18 protein-coding genes and 1 pseudogene are annotated in these 16713 nt (G+C 69.7%); 12 read left to right on the top strand and 7 right to left on the bottom strand.

What is annotated here, in order from left to right:
* The 3 genes and pseudogenes from QZ772_RS11070 to QZ772_RS11060 form a co-directional block, all read right to left on the bottom strand.
* Positions 1-168: pseudogene (locus QZ772_RS11070) on the bottom strand (phospholipase); the annotation flags it as partial.
* Between the two features lie 92 nt (positions 169-260).
* Entirely contained in the window at positions 261-1643 is a 1383-nt protein-coding gene (gene yjjJ / locus QZ772_RS11065) for a type II toxin-antitoxin system HipA family toxin YjjJ (protein ID WP_295525907.1), read from the bottom strand.
* Between the two features lie 102 nt (positions 1644-1745).
* Positions 1746-4193: a Tex family protein gene (locus QZ772_RS11060; protein WP_295525905.1), complete on the bottom strand. Its 2448-nt coding sequence runs from the start codon at positions 4191-4193 to the stop codon at positions 1746-1748.
* 159 nt (positions 4194-4352) lie between these two features.
* Here QZ772_RS11060 and QZ772_RS11055 point away from each other — a divergent pair, with 159 nt between their 5' ends.
* From QZ772_RS11055 to QZ772_RS11020, 8 genes are all read left to right on the top strand, one after another.
* Complete coding sequence (locus tag QZ772_RS11055) at positions 4353-4499, top strand: hypothetical protein (protein ID WP_295525903.1); 147 nt, start codon at positions 4353-4355, stop codon at positions 4497-4499.
* Between the two features lie 17 nt (positions 4500-4516).
* Positions 4517-5323, top strand: a complete 807-nt coding sequence (locus QZ772_RS11050) for an ABC transporter ATP-binding protein (protein WP_295525900.1) — start codon at positions 4517-4519, stop codon at positions 5321-5323.
* Positions 5320-6192, top strand: a complete 873-nt coding sequence (locus QZ772_RS11045; RefSeq protein WP_295525897.1) for a metal ABC transporter permease — start codon at positions 5320-5322, stop codon at positions 6190-6192. The genes QZ772_RS11050 and QZ772_RS11045 overlap by 4 nt, the downstream gene beginning before the upstream one ends.
* 154 nt (positions 6193-6346) lie before the next feature.
* Positions 6347-7288 carry a metal ABC transporter substrate-binding protein gene (locus tag QZ772_RS11040; RefSeq protein WP_295525894.1) on the top strand — a complete coding sequence of 314 codons (942 nt, stop codon included), beginning with the start codon at positions 6347-6349 and terminating at the stop codon, positions 7286-7288.
* A 121-nt stretch (positions 7289-7409) separates the two neighbouring features.
* A complete protein-coding gene (locus QZ772_RS11035; protein WP_295525891.1) occupies positions 7410-8528 on the top strand; it encodes a M15 family metallopeptidase in 1119 nt (372 codons plus the stop codon).
* A 30-nt stretch (positions 8529-8558) separates the two neighbouring features.
* On the top strand, positions 8559-8726 hold the full coding sequence (locus tag QZ772_RS11030) for a hypothetical protein (RefSeq protein ID WP_295525888.1): 168 nt from the start codon (positions 8559-8561) through the stop codon (positions 8724-8726).
* Between the two features lie 122 nt (positions 8727-8848).
* Entirely contained in the window at positions 8849-9019 is a 171-nt protein-coding gene (locus tag QZ772_RS11025; RefSeq protein ID WP_295525885.1) for a hypothetical protein, read from the top strand.
* A 58-nt stretch (positions 9020-9077) separates the two neighbouring features.
* The gene (locus QZ772_RS11020; protein WP_295525882.1) at positions 9078-9521 is read left to right on the top strand and encodes a Fur family transcriptional regulator; all 444 of its coding nucleotides are present in this window, start codon (positions 9078-9080) and stop codon (positions 9519-9521) included.
* Positions 9522-9565: 44 nt separating this feature from the next.
* Here the strand turns inward: QZ772_RS11020 and QZ772_RS11015 are convergent, their stop codons facing one another.
* Entirely contained in the window at positions 9566-10762 is a 1197-nt protein-coding gene (locus QZ772_RS11015) for a glycoside hydrolase 100 family protein (RefSeq protein WP_295525879.1), read from the bottom strand.
* Between the two features lie 20 nt (positions 10763-10782).
* The gene (locus QZ772_RS11010) at positions 10783-12117 is read right to left on the bottom strand and encodes a lytic murein transglycosylase (protein ID WP_295525876.1); all 1335 of its coding nucleotides are present in this window, start codon (positions 12115-12117) and stop codon (positions 10783-10785) included.
* 111 nt (positions 12118-12228) lie between these two features.
* Here QZ772_RS11010 and QZ772_RS11005 point away from each other — a divergent pair, with 111 nt between their 5' ends.
* The 4 genes from QZ772_RS11005 to QZ772_RS10990 are packed head-to-tail and all read left to right on the top strand — an operon-like array spanning position 12229 to position 15197.
* Positions 12229-13275 carry a cyclopropane-fatty-acyl-phospholipid synthase family protein gene (locus QZ772_RS11005; protein WP_295525874.1) on the top strand — a complete coding sequence of 349 codons (1047 nt, stop codon included), beginning with the start codon at positions 12229-12231 and terminating at the stop codon, positions 13273-13275.
* Between the two features lie 10 nt (positions 13276-13285).
* Entirely contained in the window at positions 13286-14074 is a 789-nt protein-coding gene (locus QZ772_RS11000; protein ID WP_295525872.1) for a DUF1295 domain-containing protein, read from the top strand.
* Positions 14071-14739 carry a DUF6134 family protein gene (locus tag QZ772_RS10995; protein ID WP_295525869.1) on the top strand — a complete coding sequence of 223 codons (669 nt, stop codon included), beginning with the start codon at positions 14071-14073 and terminating at the stop codon, positions 14737-14739. Before QZ772_RS11000 ends, QZ772_RS10995 begins: the two co-directional genes overlap by 4 nt.
* A 41-nt stretch (positions 14740-14780) precedes the next feature.
* Positions 14781-15197 carry a DUF2177 family protein gene (locus tag QZ772_RS10990; RefSeq protein ID WP_295525867.1) on the top strand — a complete coding sequence of 139 codons (417 nt, stop codon included), beginning with the start codon at positions 14781-14783 and terminating at the stop codon, positions 15195-15197.
* A 144-nt stretch (positions 15198-15341) separates the two neighbouring features.
* On the opposite strand, the gene QZ772_RS10985 is transcribed toward QZ772_RS10990, so the two are convergent.
* Both QZ772_RS10985 and QZ772_RS10980 read right to left on the bottom strand, forming a co-directional pair.
* Positions 15342-16022: a ChrR family anti-sigma-E factor gene (locus QZ772_RS10985; protein WP_295525864.1), complete on the bottom strand. Its 681-nt coding sequence runs from the start codon at positions 16020-16022 to the stop codon at positions 15342-15344.
* A complete protein-coding gene (locus QZ772_RS10980) occupies positions 16019-16618 on the bottom strand; it encodes a sigma-70 family RNA polymerase sigma factor (protein WP_295525862.1) in 600 nt (199 codons plus the stop codon). The genes QZ772_RS10985 and QZ772_RS10980 overlap by 4 nt, the downstream gene beginning before the upstream one ends.
* Positions 16619-16713: the final 95 nt, after the last annotated feature.

Genomic DNA, 16713 nt, shown 5'->3' with positions numbered 1-16713 from the left:
GGACTGCGGCAGCCATTCGCCGAAGATGAAGCAGTCGAGCGGACCGAGGATCAGCCCCTTGGGCCCGCCGGCGGCGCCGGGAATCACCCGGATGTGCCCAGGCGCGAGGCCGTGTTTCTCGATGTGGGCGCGGGCCGCAGGGCCGGCGTGGATGCGCAAGGCTTTCATGGGAGCGTGGAAGGCGGCGGATGGTGCAGAAGGCCCGGGCTCACACCGCTCGGCAGGCGTGGTCTGGCGGCGCAGCGCGGGACGGCGGGCATTCAGGCCCGCTCTGCCAGCGACCGCAGCGCCTGCGCGTGCTGGCCGCACAGCGCCCGGAAGCCGTCGCTGATGCGGGCGTCGACCGCTGAGGCCTCCCAGAAGCCGAGGGCCGCCGTGCAGGCTTCGTGCCAGGCGGGTCGCTCCTCGGGCAGCGGCAGGGCGAACTCGGGGGCGCGCGTGGGCAGTTCGCCACCGGCCAGCGGCGCCAGGCGCATGGGCAGCATGTCGTAGGCCGGCGCCAGCGCCAGCCGGCCCTCCAGCGGCACGAAGGCCAGGTTGCCGGTGTGCATGTCGCTGTTGGCGATCAGGCGGCCGAACCACCAGAGCCGCTGCACAGCACCCTCCACGCCGTCGATCAGGAGCCCCAGGCCGGCCAGCGCGGACGTCAGCACCGGCCATTGGCTGCCGCCGCGGCCGAGGAAGGCGGCGTCCAGCACATCGAGCGCGCACAGCGGACTCCGGCCCGCCACGCCGTGCCGGTCGAAGCGTTCGACTTCGAGGAACGTCCGGCCGCCGCCCGCCAGGATGCGGCTTCGTGCCGCCCGAAGACCCTGCAACGTGGCCGCCGCTTCGAGCGCGAGGTGCTCGCACACCAACAGATCGGCCCAGCGGCGCACGGTGGCGGAATCGTCGGCACCAGAGAACTTGACGATCACATGCGGCGTGGGGGCACCCGCCAGCGCTCGCGCGGCGGTGAATTTGGGGAACTCGCCCGCCGCACTGGAGCCCGGCACGCCCGCGGCGACGGCCTCGTCGGCGCGCTGCAGGTAGTGCGCCACGAGTTCCACCTCGTCCACGGGCACCTGGGGCTGCGCGCGCTCGGCCAGCCATTGCTGGCAGGCCGCCTCGCCCACGATCAGGTTGCCGCTCAGGTCGCTGCCGGCCACGCTCATGACGAAGAGCGCGTCGTCGTCACTCCAGCGGGCCACGTCCTCGGGCACCTGCAGCCGGTAATGCGACAGGCGCGCGAACTGCCGGCCCATGTAGCCCTGGGGGCGCATCTGGTGCAGCGGGTAAGGCAGGCCGGGCCACCAGCCGTCGCGGGCCTCCTCCGGCACGGGCCAGCCGGCGGCTGCCAGCAGAAGATGGCTGCCCTCGGGCTGGGTGAGCGTGAGCGGGCCCACCGTCTGCAATCGGCCTTCGCGGTCAACGGAGAAAACCGGCAACTGCGTTTGTCTTCCCCGCAGGCGACGCGCGAGGGCATGCCGCGTACGCCGGGCCCGCCCGGCGCTGATCACCTCGCCAGCCGGCAGGCGGGCCATCTGGCGATGCAGGGTCGGCACGCTGACGCCGAGCGCCGCCGCCAGATCGGGCGCCGCCTGGGCGGCCTGGCGCGCCAGCTGCTGCCGCAAGGCTTCCGGGCTGAGTTGGACGGGCCGCATGGTTATGAAACGATTTCTGAGAAGATTTTATTCAGAAATTCCTTTTTCCATCAACAACTTGCCGATTGGCAGGCGGCCTTTTCGAGAAGATTCCAGAAGTCTTCAGCGCTTGATGCCCTGCAGCTTGGCGAAGGCCGCCGCCATCTGCCCTCCGGCCTGCGGGGCCGAGTCGCGCCGGGGCCCCTGCCCCCGCCCGACCGGCTCGAAACGGTGGCCGTCCCGCGCGCCGTCTCGCCGGCCGCCGCCCATGAGCGCGTCAAGCTTCATGGTCAGGCCGATGCGCTTGCGCACCGCGTCCACTTCCATCACCTTCACACGCACGATGTCGCCGGTCTTGACCACCTCGCGCGCGTCGTTGACGAACTTGTGGGAGAGCTGGCTCACGTGCACCAGCCCGTCCTGGTGCACGCCCAGGTCCACGAAGGCGCCGAACTGGGCGACGTTGCTCACCGTGCCTTCAAGGACCATGCCTTCCTTCAGGTCGGCGATGTCTTCGACGCCCTCGTTGAAGCGGGCCACCTTGAAGTCCGGGCGCGGATCGCGGCCGGGCTTCTCCAGCTCGGACAGGATGTCCTTGACCGTGATGACGCCGAACTGCTCATTGGCGAAGAGCTCCGGCCGCAGCGTCTTGAGCATGTCGGCCCGGCCCATCAGCTCGGCCACCGGCTTGCCGGTCTTCTCCATGATCTTCTGCACCAGCGGATAGGTTTCCGGGTGCACGCCGGTCATGTCCAGCGGATCGGCGCCGCCGCGGATGCGCAAGAAGCCCGCGCTCTGCTCGAAGGCTTTCGGTCCGAAGCCGCTCACCTCCAGCAACTGGCGACGGGTGGAGAAGGCGCCGTTGGCCTCGCGCCAGCGCACCACGGCCTTGGCCACGCTGGGCGTCAGGCCCGAGACGCGGCTGAGCAGGGGCACGCTGGCGGTGTTCAGGTCCACGCCCACGCCGTTCACGCAGTCCTCGACCACGGCGCTCAGCGTGCGCGCCAGCTCGCTCTGGTTGACGTCGTGCTGGTACTGGCCCACGCCAATGCTCTTGGGGTCGATCTTGACCAGCTCGGCCAGCGGGTCCTGCAGCCGGCGGGCGATGCTGGCCGCGCCGCGCAGGCTTACGTCCACATCGGGCATCTCCTGGCTGGCGTATTCGCTGGCGCTGTAGACGGAGGCGCCGGCTTCGCTGACGACGACCTTCTGGATCTCAACCCCAACCGTTCGCACTGAGCTTGTCGAAGTGCCGGCACCGGCTTCGACAGGCTCAGCCCGAACGGCCGTAGAAGGCGGCGCCACCTGCGCCTGCATCTTGCCCAGCAGCTTGATCAGGTCGGCCGCCAGCTTGTCGGTCTCGCGGCTGGCGGTGCCGTTGCCGATGGCGATCAGGTTGACGCCGTGCTTGGCGCACAGCTTGCCCAGCGTGTGCAGCGAGCCTTCCCAGTCCTTGCGCGGCTCGTGCGGGAAGACGGTGGCGGTGTCCACCAGCTTGCCGGTGGCGTCGACCACCGCCACCTTCACACCGGTACGGATGCCCGGGTCCAGCCCCATCACCACGCGGGGGCCCGCCGGCGCGGCCAGCAACAGGTCGCGCAGGTTGTCGGCGAAGACCTTGATGGCGACCTTCTCGGCCTCTTCGCGCAGGCGCGAGAACAAGTCGCGCTCGCTCGACAGGCTGAGCTTGACGCGCCAGGTCCAGGCCACGCACTTGCGGATCAGGTCGTCCGCCTTGCGGTTCTGGTGGCTCCAGCCCAGGTGCAGCGCGATGCGACCTTCGGCGATGCTGGGCTTGCCGGGCTCGGGCTCCACGGGCAGCACCAGCTTGGCGTCCAGCACCTCCAGCTGCCGGCCGCGGAAAACCGCCAGCGCCCGGTGCGAGGGCACGCGCCCGATGGGCTCGTCGTACTCGAAATAGTCGCGGAATTTGGCGACCTCGGGGTCGTTCTCGTTCTTGCCGGAAACCAGCGAGGACTTGAGCAGGCCCTCGGCCCAAAGCCATTCGCGCAGTGACTGCACCAGCGCCGGGTCTTCGGCCCAGCGTTCGGACAGGATGTCGCGCACGCCGTCGAGCACCGCCATGGTTGTCGAGAAATCGGGGCCCGGCTTGCCGTCGTCCAGTGTGGTCGGCGGCTTCAGGAAGGCCTGGGCCTCGGCCACCGGGTCGAGCGTGGGGTCGGCCAGCAGCTTGTCGGCCAGAGGCTCGATGCCGAACTCCCGGGCGATCTGACCCTTGGTGCGACGCTTCTGCTTGAAGGGCAGGTAGATGTCTTCCAACTCCTGCTTGGTCGGCGCGCTGGCGATGGCCAGGCGCAGGGCGTCGGTCAGCTTGCCCTGCTCGTCGATGGCCTTGAGCACCGCGCCGCGGCGGTCCTCCAGCTCGCGCAGGTAGGTCAGGCGCACTTCCAGTTCGCGCAGTTGCGCATCGTCCAGGCCGCCGGTGGCCTCCTTGCGGTAGCGGGCGATGAACGGCACCGTGGCGCCGCCATCCAGCAGGTCGGTCGCAGCCTGGACCTGGTGCTCGCCCACCTTCAGCTCGGCGGCGATCTGGCGAATGATCTTCTGCATGCTTGCTTGGTTCTACCCAGGGAAAAAGGGCGGCAGTTTGCCATAGCAGGCCCGGCTGTCGGTCGCCCCGACCCACGCCCGACGCCCCGACCTGCGCCACAGCGCGCGAACCGAAGACGCTCCCGAGTCGGGTTTTATTGATAACGTACAATCGTTATCGTGTACTCATCGCCTTCCCCCGGCCCCAAGGCCTCCCCGAAGCCCCCCACCAGCCTGCTGAGCCTGGGCGCAGGCGTCCGGCTGGCGCTGGCGGCGATCCTGATGGTGGCGCTGGGGCTGGCCGCCTGGTGGGCGATGCTGGAATGAGTGCGCTCCGCCCTTCCATGGCGCCAAGCGCCGCCTCGCCCGTGCAGGCGCCCCAGGCCAGCCCCATCCGCCTGCAGGACCTGACCGTCGCCTACCGCGGCCATCCTGCCGTGCATCACGTCTCGGGCGATTTCGCCGCCGGCGCGCTGACTGCCATCGTCGGCCCCAACGGGGCCGGCAAGACCACCCTGCTGAACGCCATCATGGGCCGGCTGCGCCCGAGCACCGGGCGAATCGAACTGGCCGCGCATTGCGCCGGCCGTATCGCCTGGCTCCCTCAGCAGGCCGAGATCGACCGCGCCTTCCCGCTGCAGGTCTTCGACCTGGCGGCGATGGGGCTGTGGCGGCAGATCGGCAGCTTCGGCCGCCTGCGGCCCGGGCGCCGCGACGCGATCCTGTCCGCGCTCCAGACCGTTGGCCTCAGCGGCTTCGATCGGCGCAACATCGGTGAACTCTCGGCCGGACAGTTCCAGCGCGTGCTGTTCGCCCGCACGCTTCTGCAGGACGCGTCGGTCATCCTGCTCGACGAGCCCTTCAACGCCGTGGACGCCCGAACGACCGACGACCTGCTCGCCGTGGTCCAGGGCTGGCGGGCCGAAGGCCGCACGGTCATCGCCGTGCTGCACGACATGGCGCAGGTGCAGGCGCATTTCGACGAGGCGCTGTTGCTGGCCCGGCGATGCGTCGCCTGGGGCCCTGTCCATGAAGTGCTGCAGCCGGCGCATCTGGCCTCGGCGCGGCTCATGGCCCAGGCCTGGGATGACCATGCGCCCGTCTGCGAAGGTACGCCGACGCTGCATCGGGTCGAAGGTGCCACGCCATGACGGTGCACGAACTGTTGATCCAGCCCTTCGTCGATTTCGGCTTCATGCGCCGGGCGCTGGTCGGCGCCCTGGCGCTGGCCCTGGGCAGCGCGCCCATGGGCACGCTGCTGGTGCTGCGCCGCATGAGCCTGATGGGCGACGCCACCGGCCATGCACTGCTGCCCGGCGCGGCGCTGGGCTTCCTGATCGCCGGTCCGTCGCTGGCGGCCATGAGCATCGGCAGCTTCCTGGCCGCGATCGGTGTGGCACTGGGTGCCGGCGTAGTGGCCCGCGCCACCGCCCAGCGGGAGGACGCCAGCTTCGCCGCCTTCTACCTGATCGCCCTGGCGCTGGGTGTGATGCTGGTATCGCTGCGGGGCACCAGCGTCGACCTGATGCACCTGCTCTTCGGCACGATCCTCGCGGTGGACGACGGCGCGCTGCTGCTGATCTGCGGCACGACCTGCGTCACGCTGGCGGTGCTGGCCCTGCTCTGGCGCCCGCTGATCGCCGAATGTGTGGACCCCGGCTTCCTGCGCAGCGTGGGCGGGCCGGGCCGCTGGGTCCACCTGGCCTTCCTGGTGCTCACTGTGGCCAACCTGGTGGCCGGCTTCCAGGCCATGGGCACGCTGATGGCCGTGGGGCTCATGATGCTGCCGGCCACCGCCGCCCGCTTCTGGGTGGGCCAAGTCGGCGGCCTGATCGCAGTGGCGGCGCTGATCGCCGCCTTCTCCGGCTTCGCCGGCCTGCTGCTGTCGTACCACGCGCAGTGGCCATCCGGCCCGGCCATCGTGCTGGTGGCCGGCGCCATCTACCTGCTGTCGCTGTTCGTCGGCAGCCGCGAGGGCCTGCTGTGGCAGCGGCTGCGGCGTACGCACCGGCTGGCATGAGCGCGCGAACCGGCGCCGGAGCCATGCGATCCAGCACCACGACCCCAACCGTTCGCCGTGAGCCCGTCGAAGGGCAGAACAGCGCGCAGGCGTCACCGCGGCGCAAACCGGGCGCCTCCTGCACGTTCAATTCCCCCTCGCCTCTTCCCGCACCATGCCGCCCCTGCTGATCTCCCGCCGTCCCTTTCTGACCCACCTGCTCGCCGTCGCCGCCCTCACCAGCAGCGCTGTCCACGCCCAGGAAAAACCCCTCCAGGTAGTCGCCAGCTTCTCGATCCTGGCCGACATGGTGCGCGAGGTCGGCGGCCCCGACGTGCAGGTCCAGGCGCTGGTCGGCCCCAATGCCGACGCGCATGTGTTCCAGCCCACGCCCGCCGACGCCCGCGCGCTGGCCGCCGCCGACCTGGTGGTGGTCAACGGCCTGGGCTTCGAAGGCTGGATCGACCGGCTGGTGAAGACCTCCGGCTACCGGGGCAGCGTGGTGGTCGCCAGCGCCGGCGTCACGCCGCGCAAGGCCGATGACGACGAGGCCGGACACGGCCACGACCATGGCCATGGCGAAGGCACCGATCCGCATGCCTGGCAGGACCTGCGCAATGCCGTTCGCTACGTCGCCAACATCCGCGACGCCCTCGCCCAGCTGCGCCCGGCCCATGCCGCCGCCATCGGTGAGCGGGCGACCGTCTACACCGCCAAGCTCCAGGCTCTCGACCGTGAGATCCGCTCCCGCTTCGCCACCATCCCGGCCGAGCGCCGCCGCATCCTCACCTCGCACGACGCCTTCGGCTACTTCGGCGCGGCCTATGGCGTGACGCTGCTGTCGCCGCAGGGCATCAACACCGATGCCGAGCCCTCCGCCGCGGGCGTGGCCCAGTTGATCCGGCAGATCCGCAAGGGCCAGGTGAGTGCGGTGTTCATGGAGAACATCTCCAGCCCGCGCCTGGTGGAGCGCATCGCCCGCGAATCGGGCGTGGCCGTGGGTGGCAAGCTGTATTCGGACGCCCTGTCGGCGCCCGGCACCGAGGCCGCCAGCTACCTGCAGCTGTTCCGCTTCAACGCCGACGCCATCGCCAGTGCGCTACAAGCGCGGCGCTGATGCCCTATCAGCCATAGGTCATAGCCACCCTATTTGGAGGATGCCGGTCGGAGCGAGGCTGCCAAGAATCCGCAGCGATCAGCCGTCAGGGTGACGGCCGGCATCCGAAGGAGATGAGGTCATGGCCTATACCGCCACCAAGCAGCATGTCTACAACCGCGGCATCGCTCCCGATGCATTTCTGGATGAACTGATCGCCTGGGGCAAAGAAGCGCCGGAAGAGATCTTTGCGCCCAATGCCTACAGCGACATCTATTCCTCGGTGAAGAACACGCTGGGGCCGTGGCAGAGCAACGACCATCGGCGTGCGGTGATGCTGGAGGTCCTGCGCGTGCTGGGAGGATTCGAGTCCTCCTGGAGGTGGGACGCCGGCCCGGACACCACCAACCCCGCCTCCAACACGCCCCTCACCGAAGAGGCGGGTCTGTGGCAGGTCAGCGCCGACTCGATGGCGCTCGGCCCGGAACTCAAACAACTCGCCCAGCAAGCGGCCGGCTCGACGGATCCTCTGGCGTTCCAACAGGCCATGAAGGCCAATCACCGCTTTGCGATCGAGTACACGGCACGCCTGCTCCGGCGCACGACCCACCACCACGGCCCGGTACGGGACCACAAGATCGATGCCTGGCTGCGCAAAGACGCCGTCCAGGAGTTCATGCGGCTGCTTGGTGTGGCCGCAGCCTCGCCGACCCTGACTGCAGCCGCACCTGGCAATGCGCTAAGCCGCCAAGCGGACGCCGCAACCCTGCATCCGGCCATCCGGGACGCCGTATTGGCCACTCAAGCGCAGCTGAACGCCGAGGCCATCCCCTTCAGACTGTTCGAGGGATTCCGCTCGCCCCAGCGCCAACAGCAGCTCTATGCACAAGGCCGGGCGGTACCGGGGCCGATCGTCACCTATGCCCAACCGTGGGAATCTTTCCATCAGTTCGGACTTGCCGTGGACTTCGTGCTCTTCGAGAACGGCCAATGGAGTTGGGACGATTCGACGCCCAACAAAAAGAAATGGTGGAAGCGGCTGCATGAAGTCGGCCGGAAGAATGCCCTGTTCCCACTGGATTTCGAGGCACCGCATCTGCAGGTGGGCGGTACCACGGTGGCCGCGCTACGCGCCGGCCGCTATCCGGCCGGCGGCGACGAAAGCTGGGCCGAACACCTGAGCATGGCCATTCAGGGCTGGAGTGGATCACCGTCGTCGCCTCCGCTGCCGGTGTCGACGGGCAGGCCCGCCGTCGCTTGAACGCCACCGGACATCACACAGGAGAAATCCATGCGACGGTCATCCAGACTCACCGGCGCACTCGCTGCCAGCCTCGGGCTGGCAGCCGTGGGCGCATCCGCTCAATTGCGCGCCGAATACGCCATTCGCTGGACACCCGAACACGGGGCGCCCCAGACGGCCGAGGACGTGCTGAGGATCCTGGACATCTCCGACTAGAAGGCGAAGTTGTTCGAAGTGCGTTATTTCGACGTCGAGGGCGGACCGCGCGCGCCAGCCGGCTACAAAGTCATACGGCCCGATATCGTGTCGCCCACGAGGCGCTGAAGGAGGAAATCACTGTGGAGGTGTGGAGCTTCCCCAACGGCCGGCAGGTCATTGAGATGTCGCTCGAAGGCAAGGACTCGCCCGGCGATCTCGAACAGTTTTCCAATCTTGTCGCATCGCCTTTGCACAAGGCTGGCGTGACGCCCTTGCGAGAAAGCATGACCTACATTGCCACGGGTTGCTGACGATCATGGCCGAGTGGCGGACACGCATCCACGCAGGCCCGCCACTTAGACTGCCGGCATGGTCACGCCTTCCCATCCAGACGCCGACAGCCATCCCACCGGCGAGACCCCTGCTTCGCTCGGCACGCGCGGCACCCGCCAGCGGGCCGCCATCCGGCGGGTGATCGACGAATCGCCCCGGCCGCTGCTGCCGGCCGAGATCCTCGCCGTGGCCCAGCAGGAAGTGCCGGCGCTGGGCATCGCCACCATCTACCGGAACCTCAAACTGCTGCTGGAAAGCGGCGCCATCCGCACCGTCGAGTTGCCCGGCGCCGTGGCGCGCTACGAATCGGCGCGGCATGCACACCACCACCACTTCCAGTGCCGGCGCTGCGACCGGGTATTCGACATCCATGCCTGCCCGGGCGACCTTTCGGGCCTGGCGCCGGCCGGCTTCGCGGTCGAGGCGCACGAGCTGACGCTGTACGGCGTGTGCGCCGACTGCGGCGCCGCCACCCGCTGATCCACCGCCGCCCGTGTGCGGCGTGATGCCGTCGCGCGGCGCGGTCAGCCCGCCCGGCCTGGAGACAGCGCCGACTCCCTCACCGCCTTCGACGCCATCAGGAAGGCCGCCGCGTTCCAGCTCTGCCCGGCCATGCCCATGGGCGCGAGCGTCTTGCCGTGGAACCACTCGGTGAAGCGCCAGTCGTCGTGCGCGTTGGCACGGGCCAGCTTCACCAGTTCCGCGGTCGCAAGGTCCTGCAGACCGAGCTGCGCCAGTGCCATCACCCAGAAGCCGCCGACGAAGGGCCAGATGCCGCCGTTGTGGTACTGGTGCAGGTAGTTCTGCTGGTGACGCCCCATGTAGGGCCGCCACAGCGGATGCTGCTGCGACAGCGGATGCAGCACCACCCGCACCGGCCAGGGATCGCTGGCCCGCGCCTCGCCGATGCGCTGGACGATGCTGGCCGCCATGTCCGCATCGGCCAGGCCGCTCTGGACGGCGAGCACGTTGCCGAATACATCGCCCTCGTCGCCCACGAAGGACAGGTTGACGAAGCTCAGGTACATGCCCGGATCGCGCCGGCCGCGCCGCGCATAGTGGCGCAGCAGGCGGGCGCGGTGGTACTCGGGCAGGTCGCGCTGGAACGGGTTGAAGAGGTGGTTGAAGTGATGCTTCGTCTCGTCCGCATGGCCCAGGCCGAAGCGGCGCTTGACCTCGTACCAGAGCGCATTGGTGTAGAGCACGAAGCCCGAGCGGGGCATGATGTCCGCCCAGTCGCTGGCCTCGTTCTGCTGCAGCAGGCGGAAGTGCTGGTGCTCTTGCGCCAGCAGCCACTGGATGGCCAGCGCTTCGCCCGCGGCCCAGCGCCCGCCCGGCACGCGGCCCAGGCCGCGCAGGTGGTCGATGGCGATCAGCCACCACAGGGTGGCGTCGATGCATCCCAGGTACCAGAAGTCGGCATCCTGGCCTTCGGGGTCCACGTACTTCGGAATCTGCCCATTGGCGGCCTGCTGGTCGGCCAGGGCCTGCACGCTGGCGATGGCGCCCTCCTCCAGCGCCGCCACGCCGCTGCCGGCCATGGCCATGATGCAGATGGCCGCGTCGCGGCCGAAGATGCGGGTATAGCGCCGCGCCACCGCCGCCTCGGTGCGGCTGGCCGCCAGGATGCCGTGCGGCGAGAGGTTGCGCACCAGCAGGTCGAGCGAGGCCTGCTCGCACTGGGCAATGAGGGCCCGGTCGTCGGGGCTCAGGTCCTTCATCGGCAATGAGGCATGCAGATTCAATGCCCGCGCAGCTGCTGCAGCATCTGCTGCGTGGGATAGCCGTCGGCCGGCTGGCCGCTGGTGCGCTGCCAGGCGCGGATGGCGCCGCGGGTGGCGGGGCCGAGCAGGCCGTCCGGCGTGCCGGGGTCGAATCCGCGTGCGGCCAGCGCCTGCTGCAGCGCCAGCATGTCGCTGCGGCCCATCGGCTGCAGGTCGCGCGGCCATTCGGCGATCACGCCGGGCCCGCCTGCGATGCGCTGGGCCAGCAGGCCGACGCCCAGCGCGTAGCTGGTCGCGTTGTTGTAGCGCAGCAGCGCACGGAAGTTGGGGCCGACCAGGAAGGCGGGGCCACGCGCGCCAGCTGGCAGCAGCAGGTACGCGTCACTTAGCTCGGGCAGCGGGCCGCCCGTCGCCGCACTTACGCCCTCGGCCGCCCACTGCGCGGAGGACTGCCGAACCGACGGGTCCGCCCGCGCCAGGTCGAAGCCGGCCGGCAGCCGCACCTCCGCGCCCCAGGTCTGCCCGCGCTGCCAGCCTTCGCGCATCAGGAAATTGCCGGTGGAGGCCATCACGTCGGCCATGCTGCCCCAGATGTCGCGCCGGCCATCGCCGTCGGCATCGACCGCATAGGCCAGGAGGTTGGTCGGCAGGAACTGCGTCTGCCCCATGGCACCGGCCCAGGAGCCGATCATGTGGGCGGCGTCGATGTCGCCGTTCTGCACGATGCGCAGCGCGGCGATCAGTTGCTGCCGCGCCCAGTCCGCGCGCCGGCCGTCGAAACCCAGCGTCGCCAATGCATCGATGGTCGGGATGTCGCCGTAGTTGCTGCCGAAGTTGCTTTCCATGCCCCAGACGGCCACCAGCACCTCGGCCGGCACGCCATAGCGCGACGCGGCGGCATCGGCAGCGGCCGCCGCTTCCTGCCGCTTGGCCTGGCCGCGGGTCACGCGCTGCGGTGAGACGGCGGTGTCCAGGTAGTCCCAGACGCTGCGGGTGAACTCGGGCTGGCTGCGGTCGCGCTCGACCACGGCCGGCAGGTAGCGCGCCGGGTCCAGCGCGGCGCGCAACGTCGATTCCTGAATGCCTGCGGCGAGCGCCTGCTGGCGGAACTGCGACAACCATGCCGCAAATGCGGCGCTTCGGTCGTCCGCCTGGGCCGGCGCGGCACGGCCCGGCGGGGGCGGGGCCGCAACACGCGCCAGCGTCCCGGCGCTCGCACCCGGTGCGCCGGGCGTGCCGGCCGTCGTGGGCGCGGGCGCGGACGACGGCGTCGACGCACAGCCGGCCAGGAAAAGAGCACCCGCCAGCGCGCAGGCGTGGGGGGCATGGCGATTCGAGAGGCGCAGGAGCATCCGTGCCATTGTCCACAGCCCTCCACGGCCCACCCGCCGCAAATCCAAAAGCCCGCAGTCTGCGTACAGACGGACACACACGCTTCGTCCCAACGCGACACCCACACCGCCATGCCCCGTGACAACACCGCCACCGCCATCCGCTGGGTCGAACAGGGCTATGTGCCCGACAGCGTGATCCGCCTCGGCATCCGCCGCCTGATCCGCGAGCGCATCGAGGAACTGCGTTGCGGCGACGCCGAAGCCGTGGCCCAGCAGACCCGCGACTTCCTCGCCAGCATGCGCACCGCACCGCTCGCGCCCCTGCCCGAAAAGGCCAACGAACAGCACTACGAGGTGCCGGCCGATTTCTTCGGCGGCGTGCTGGGCGCCCATCGCAAGTACAGCTGCTGCGAATGGGGCCCGGGCATCGAGGACCTGGACGCCGCCGAGACCGCCGCGTTAGCCACTACCTGCGAGCGCGCCGGCCTGGTCAACGGCCAGCGCATCCTGGAGCTGGGCTGTGGCTGGGGCTCCCTGTCGCTCTACATGGCGGCGCGCTACCCGGCCAGCCCGATCACCGTGGTGTCGAACTCGCATTCGCAGCGGGCCTACATCGAAGGGCAGGCGGCGCGGCGGCACCTGTGCAACCTCAAGGTCATCACCTGCGACGTCAACGCCTTCGACACCGACGAGCGCTTCGACCGCATCGTGTCGGTGGAGATGTTCGAGCACCTGCGCAACTGGCCAGCCGCCTTCGCCCGCGTGGCCAACTGGCTGTCGCCGGAAGGCCGTTTCTTCATGCATGTGTTCGTGCACAAGGAGGCGCCCTACCCCTTCGTCGAGCGCGACGCCAGCGACTGGATGACGCGCTACTTCTTCGCTGGCGGCATGATGCCCAGCGACGACCTGGCCATGCAGTGCCAGGACGACCTCCGGCTGGTCGACCGCTGGCGCTGGGACGGCCGGCACTACGCCCGCACCGCCCGCGCCTGGCTGGACAACATGGACGCCCACCGGCCCGAGTTGCTGCCCGTCATCGCATCCGCCTATGGCGCCAACGAGGCCGACCGTTGGTGGATGCGCTGGCGCCTGTTCTTCCTCTCGGTCGAGGAGCTGTTCGGCTGGGACGAAGGCCAGCGCTGGTGGGTGGGCCACTACCTGTTCCAGAAGCGCTGAGGGTCGGACGATGCTCCACGCCGCGCTCCTGGGTCTTCTGGTGTCGCTGCCGATCGCGCTGGCCGGCTGGCTGGCCAGCCTGTGGAAGCGCGACGCCAGCCTGGCCGACCGCATTTGGCCCTGGCTGATCACGGTGCCGGCCCTGGCTTATTCGGCCGCGATGCCGGCGGCGGACCCCACCCGCCGCCTCGTGATGCTGGGCCTGGCGCTGGCCTGGGCGCTGCGGCTGTGCGTCTACATCAGCTGGCGCAACTGGGGCCATGGCGAGGATCGCCGCTATGCCGAGATGCGGGAGCGCCATGGCGCGGCCTTCGCGTGGAAGAGCCTGGTCATCGTGTTCGGCCTGCAGTGGGTGCTGGGCTGGATCATCTCGGCCCCCCTGCTGGCCGGCATGGCAGGCAACCGCCCCTTCGGCGCGCTCGACCTGCTGGGCGCGGCCCTGGCGCTGTTCGGCGTCGTGTTCGAGGCAGTGGCGGATGCGCAGATGGCCGGCTTCCGCGCGAAGCACAAAGGCGGCCATGCGGTCATGGACCAAGGCCTGTGGCACTACACCCGCCACCCCAACTACTTCGGCGAGAGCTGCGTCTGGTGGGGCCTGGCGCTGATGACGCTGGAGGCCGGCGGCGCGGGCGCGCTCTGGTGTTTCGTCTCGCCGGTGCTGATCACCTTCATGCTGCTGCGTGTGTCGGGAGTGACACTGCTGGAGAAGGACCTGAGCGCACGCCGCCCGGCCTATCGCGACTACGTGGCCCGGACGAGCGCGTTCATTCCCTGGCCGCCGCGGCGGCGTGCGGCATGAACACGGCGATGGCCGCGGCGGATCGCACCCGTCACGCAAGCTGCTGCGGCGCCACCGGCGGATCCTTGCGCGGTCGCGTGGCGCTGGCAGGGCTGCTGGCCCTGGTCCTGCCCCTGGGCGCCTGGGCGCAGCAGGTCTGGTCCTTCGAAGCCTCCCTCGACGGCAAGCCCATCGGCCAGCATGTGTTCACGCTGGAGACGCAGGATGGCGGCGGCCGCAGTCTGCGCAGCGAGGCCCGCTTCGACGTCAAGCTGCTGGGCATCACCGTCTACCGCTACCGCCATCAGGCTCAGGAGCGCTGGCAGGGTGATTGCCTCAAGTCGCTCACCGCCGACACCGACGACAACGGCGACAAGCTCGCCGTGCGACTGGAGCCGGGTGACCCGCTGCTGGCCGGTTGCGCCATGAGCTTCGCCTACTGGAACCGCGCGATCCTGAAGCAGCGCGAGCTGCTCAATGCCCAGACCGGCAAGCTGGAGGCAGTGCGCATCGAGCCGCTGCCAGCGGGCAGCATCGACGTGCGCGGCCAGTCGGTCGAAGCCCAGCGCTGGCGCATCGTGGCGCTCAAGCAGCGCATCGACCTCTGGTATGACGGCAGCGGCCGCTGGGTGGGCCTGGACGGCACGCTCGAAGGCGGCAAGCTGCTGAGCTATCGCCTGCGCTGAGCGCGGCCCCCATTCATCCACCCTGACCCGCCGGAACGACCATGGCCCTGCCCTTCTCGCATTACCTCACCGCCTACGGCATCGCCGCCGTCGTCTTTCTGGGCCTGGACGCCATCTGGCTGGGCACGATGGCGTCGCGCCTGTACCGGCCCTCCATCGGCCACCTGATGGCGGACGGCTTCTCGGTGGCGCCCGCGGTCATCTTCTACCTTCTGTACCTGGTGGGCATGGTGATCTTCGCCATCGGCCCGGCGCTGGAGGCACGCAGGCCCATGCAGGCGCTGGTCATGGGCGCGTTGCTGGGCCTCTTCTGCTATGCCACCTATGACCTCACCAACCAGGCCACGCTCAAGCAATGGCCGTGGCAGGTGACCGTGGCCGACCTGATCTGGGGCACCTTCGTGACCGGCGTGGCCTCGGCGCTGGCCACACGGCTCACGCTCGCCTGGCGCGGCTGAACTGCCGACCGTCCAATTGCAAGGCGCCTTTACGGCCCCTTTTCCATTGCAATTGATGCAGTGAAATGATTAGCGGCGAGGCGCGACGCCCCTCGGTGCGTCAGCCGATCCACCTCGCCCGAGTCCTCGGGCCCCGCGCAAACCTCACATGCCGACGAGCGATCCCAACGTACGCGCCAGGAAGCTGTCGAACACCACGCGACCGTCGACGGAGGCGAGGCAGATGCATTCGCTGCCGGCCTGCACCACCGGCTGGTGGTGGATATCACCATCCGCGGCATCGAAATCGCCCGGGCCGAACAGGGCCCGGCCGTCATGGAAGCTGCCCCACAGCACCTGGGTCAGTTCCAGCTCGCTGTGGGTATGCGGCGGCAGGAACTTGCCGGCGCCGATGCGCAGCAGGAAGACGTTGGCCGCAGGATCCTGCGGCAGATGCAGGCGGCTCCAGCGCATGCCGGGGCCGATCCAGCGCCAAGGCGTGGCGCTGCAACCGTCGAGGGCCCGCGGCCAGTGCGCGCCGGCCGGCAGCTCAGGACGTGACGGCCGATGACCGCGCGTCCGCCGCGCAGGCGCTGTGGCGGCAGGCATGGCCTGCGGTGCGTCGATGAGGGCCAGCGTGCGGGCCAGCGCCTCGGGCGCCAGGCCCGCGTCGGGCAGTTCTTCCAGCAGTGCGCCGCCCAGTGCTTCCAGCTCCATCAGGCGCTCGGCGCAGGCCGGACAGGTTTCCACATGGCTGCCCAGCACGGCGGCCGGGCCGGCGGGCAGCGTGCCCGCGGCAAGTGCGACCAACATGTCGTCGGTCGGGTGATGTCGGATCGTCGTCATGCCAGGCCATCCAGCAGCTTTCGCAGATGCGCCACGGCCAGTCGCACCCGCGACTTGACCGTGCCCAGGGGAATGCCGAGTTCGTCGGCGATCCGCGCATGCGGCTGGTCCTCGAAATAAGACAGATGGAGCACCCGCACCTGGTCGGGCGGAAGGCGCCGCAGCGCCTCGCGCAACCGGTGCTCGCAGCGGCGGGCGTGCAGGCGCTCGTCCGGTGCGGGGGCATCCTCGGGCATGGAATCCAGGTCGGCCTGCTCGGCCGAGAGCACCTCCACCGCCCCGCCCTGCCGGCGATAGCGGTCCACGCGCAGGTTGCGCGCGATGGTGAAGACCCAGGTCGACACGCCGGCCTGCCGCGCATCGAAGAGCGCGGCCTTGCGCCAGAGCGCCACCATGGTCTCCTGCGCCAGGTCTTCCGCCGCATCCGGGTCGGCCCCGGCACGCATCAGGTAGGTCTTGACGCGCGGCGCGAAGTGCTTGAAGAGCACCGCGAAGGCCGTCCGGTCCTGGTGCTCCGCCACCGCGCGAACCAGGTCGCACAGTTCGGCGGAGGTGGGGAGTACGGCTTGGGCGTCGGCGAGGTTCACGATGGACACGGGCAGCGGACGCTTCCGTGGCGGGGGGACAATCGACGGCTGGTACCGGGCTTCCATGATGAAAGCCTTTACGCTGCCGCTGGCGGATTGGATCA

The sequence above is a fragment of the uncultured Pseudacidovorax sp. genome (assembly GCF_913773995.1).
GTDB lineage: Bacteria > Pseudomonadota > Gammaproteobacteria > Burkholderiales > Burkholderiaceae_C > Xenophilus.
Note: the sequence above shows the minus strand (reverse complement) of the source record. Positions and strands in the feature narration are given on the sequence as shown.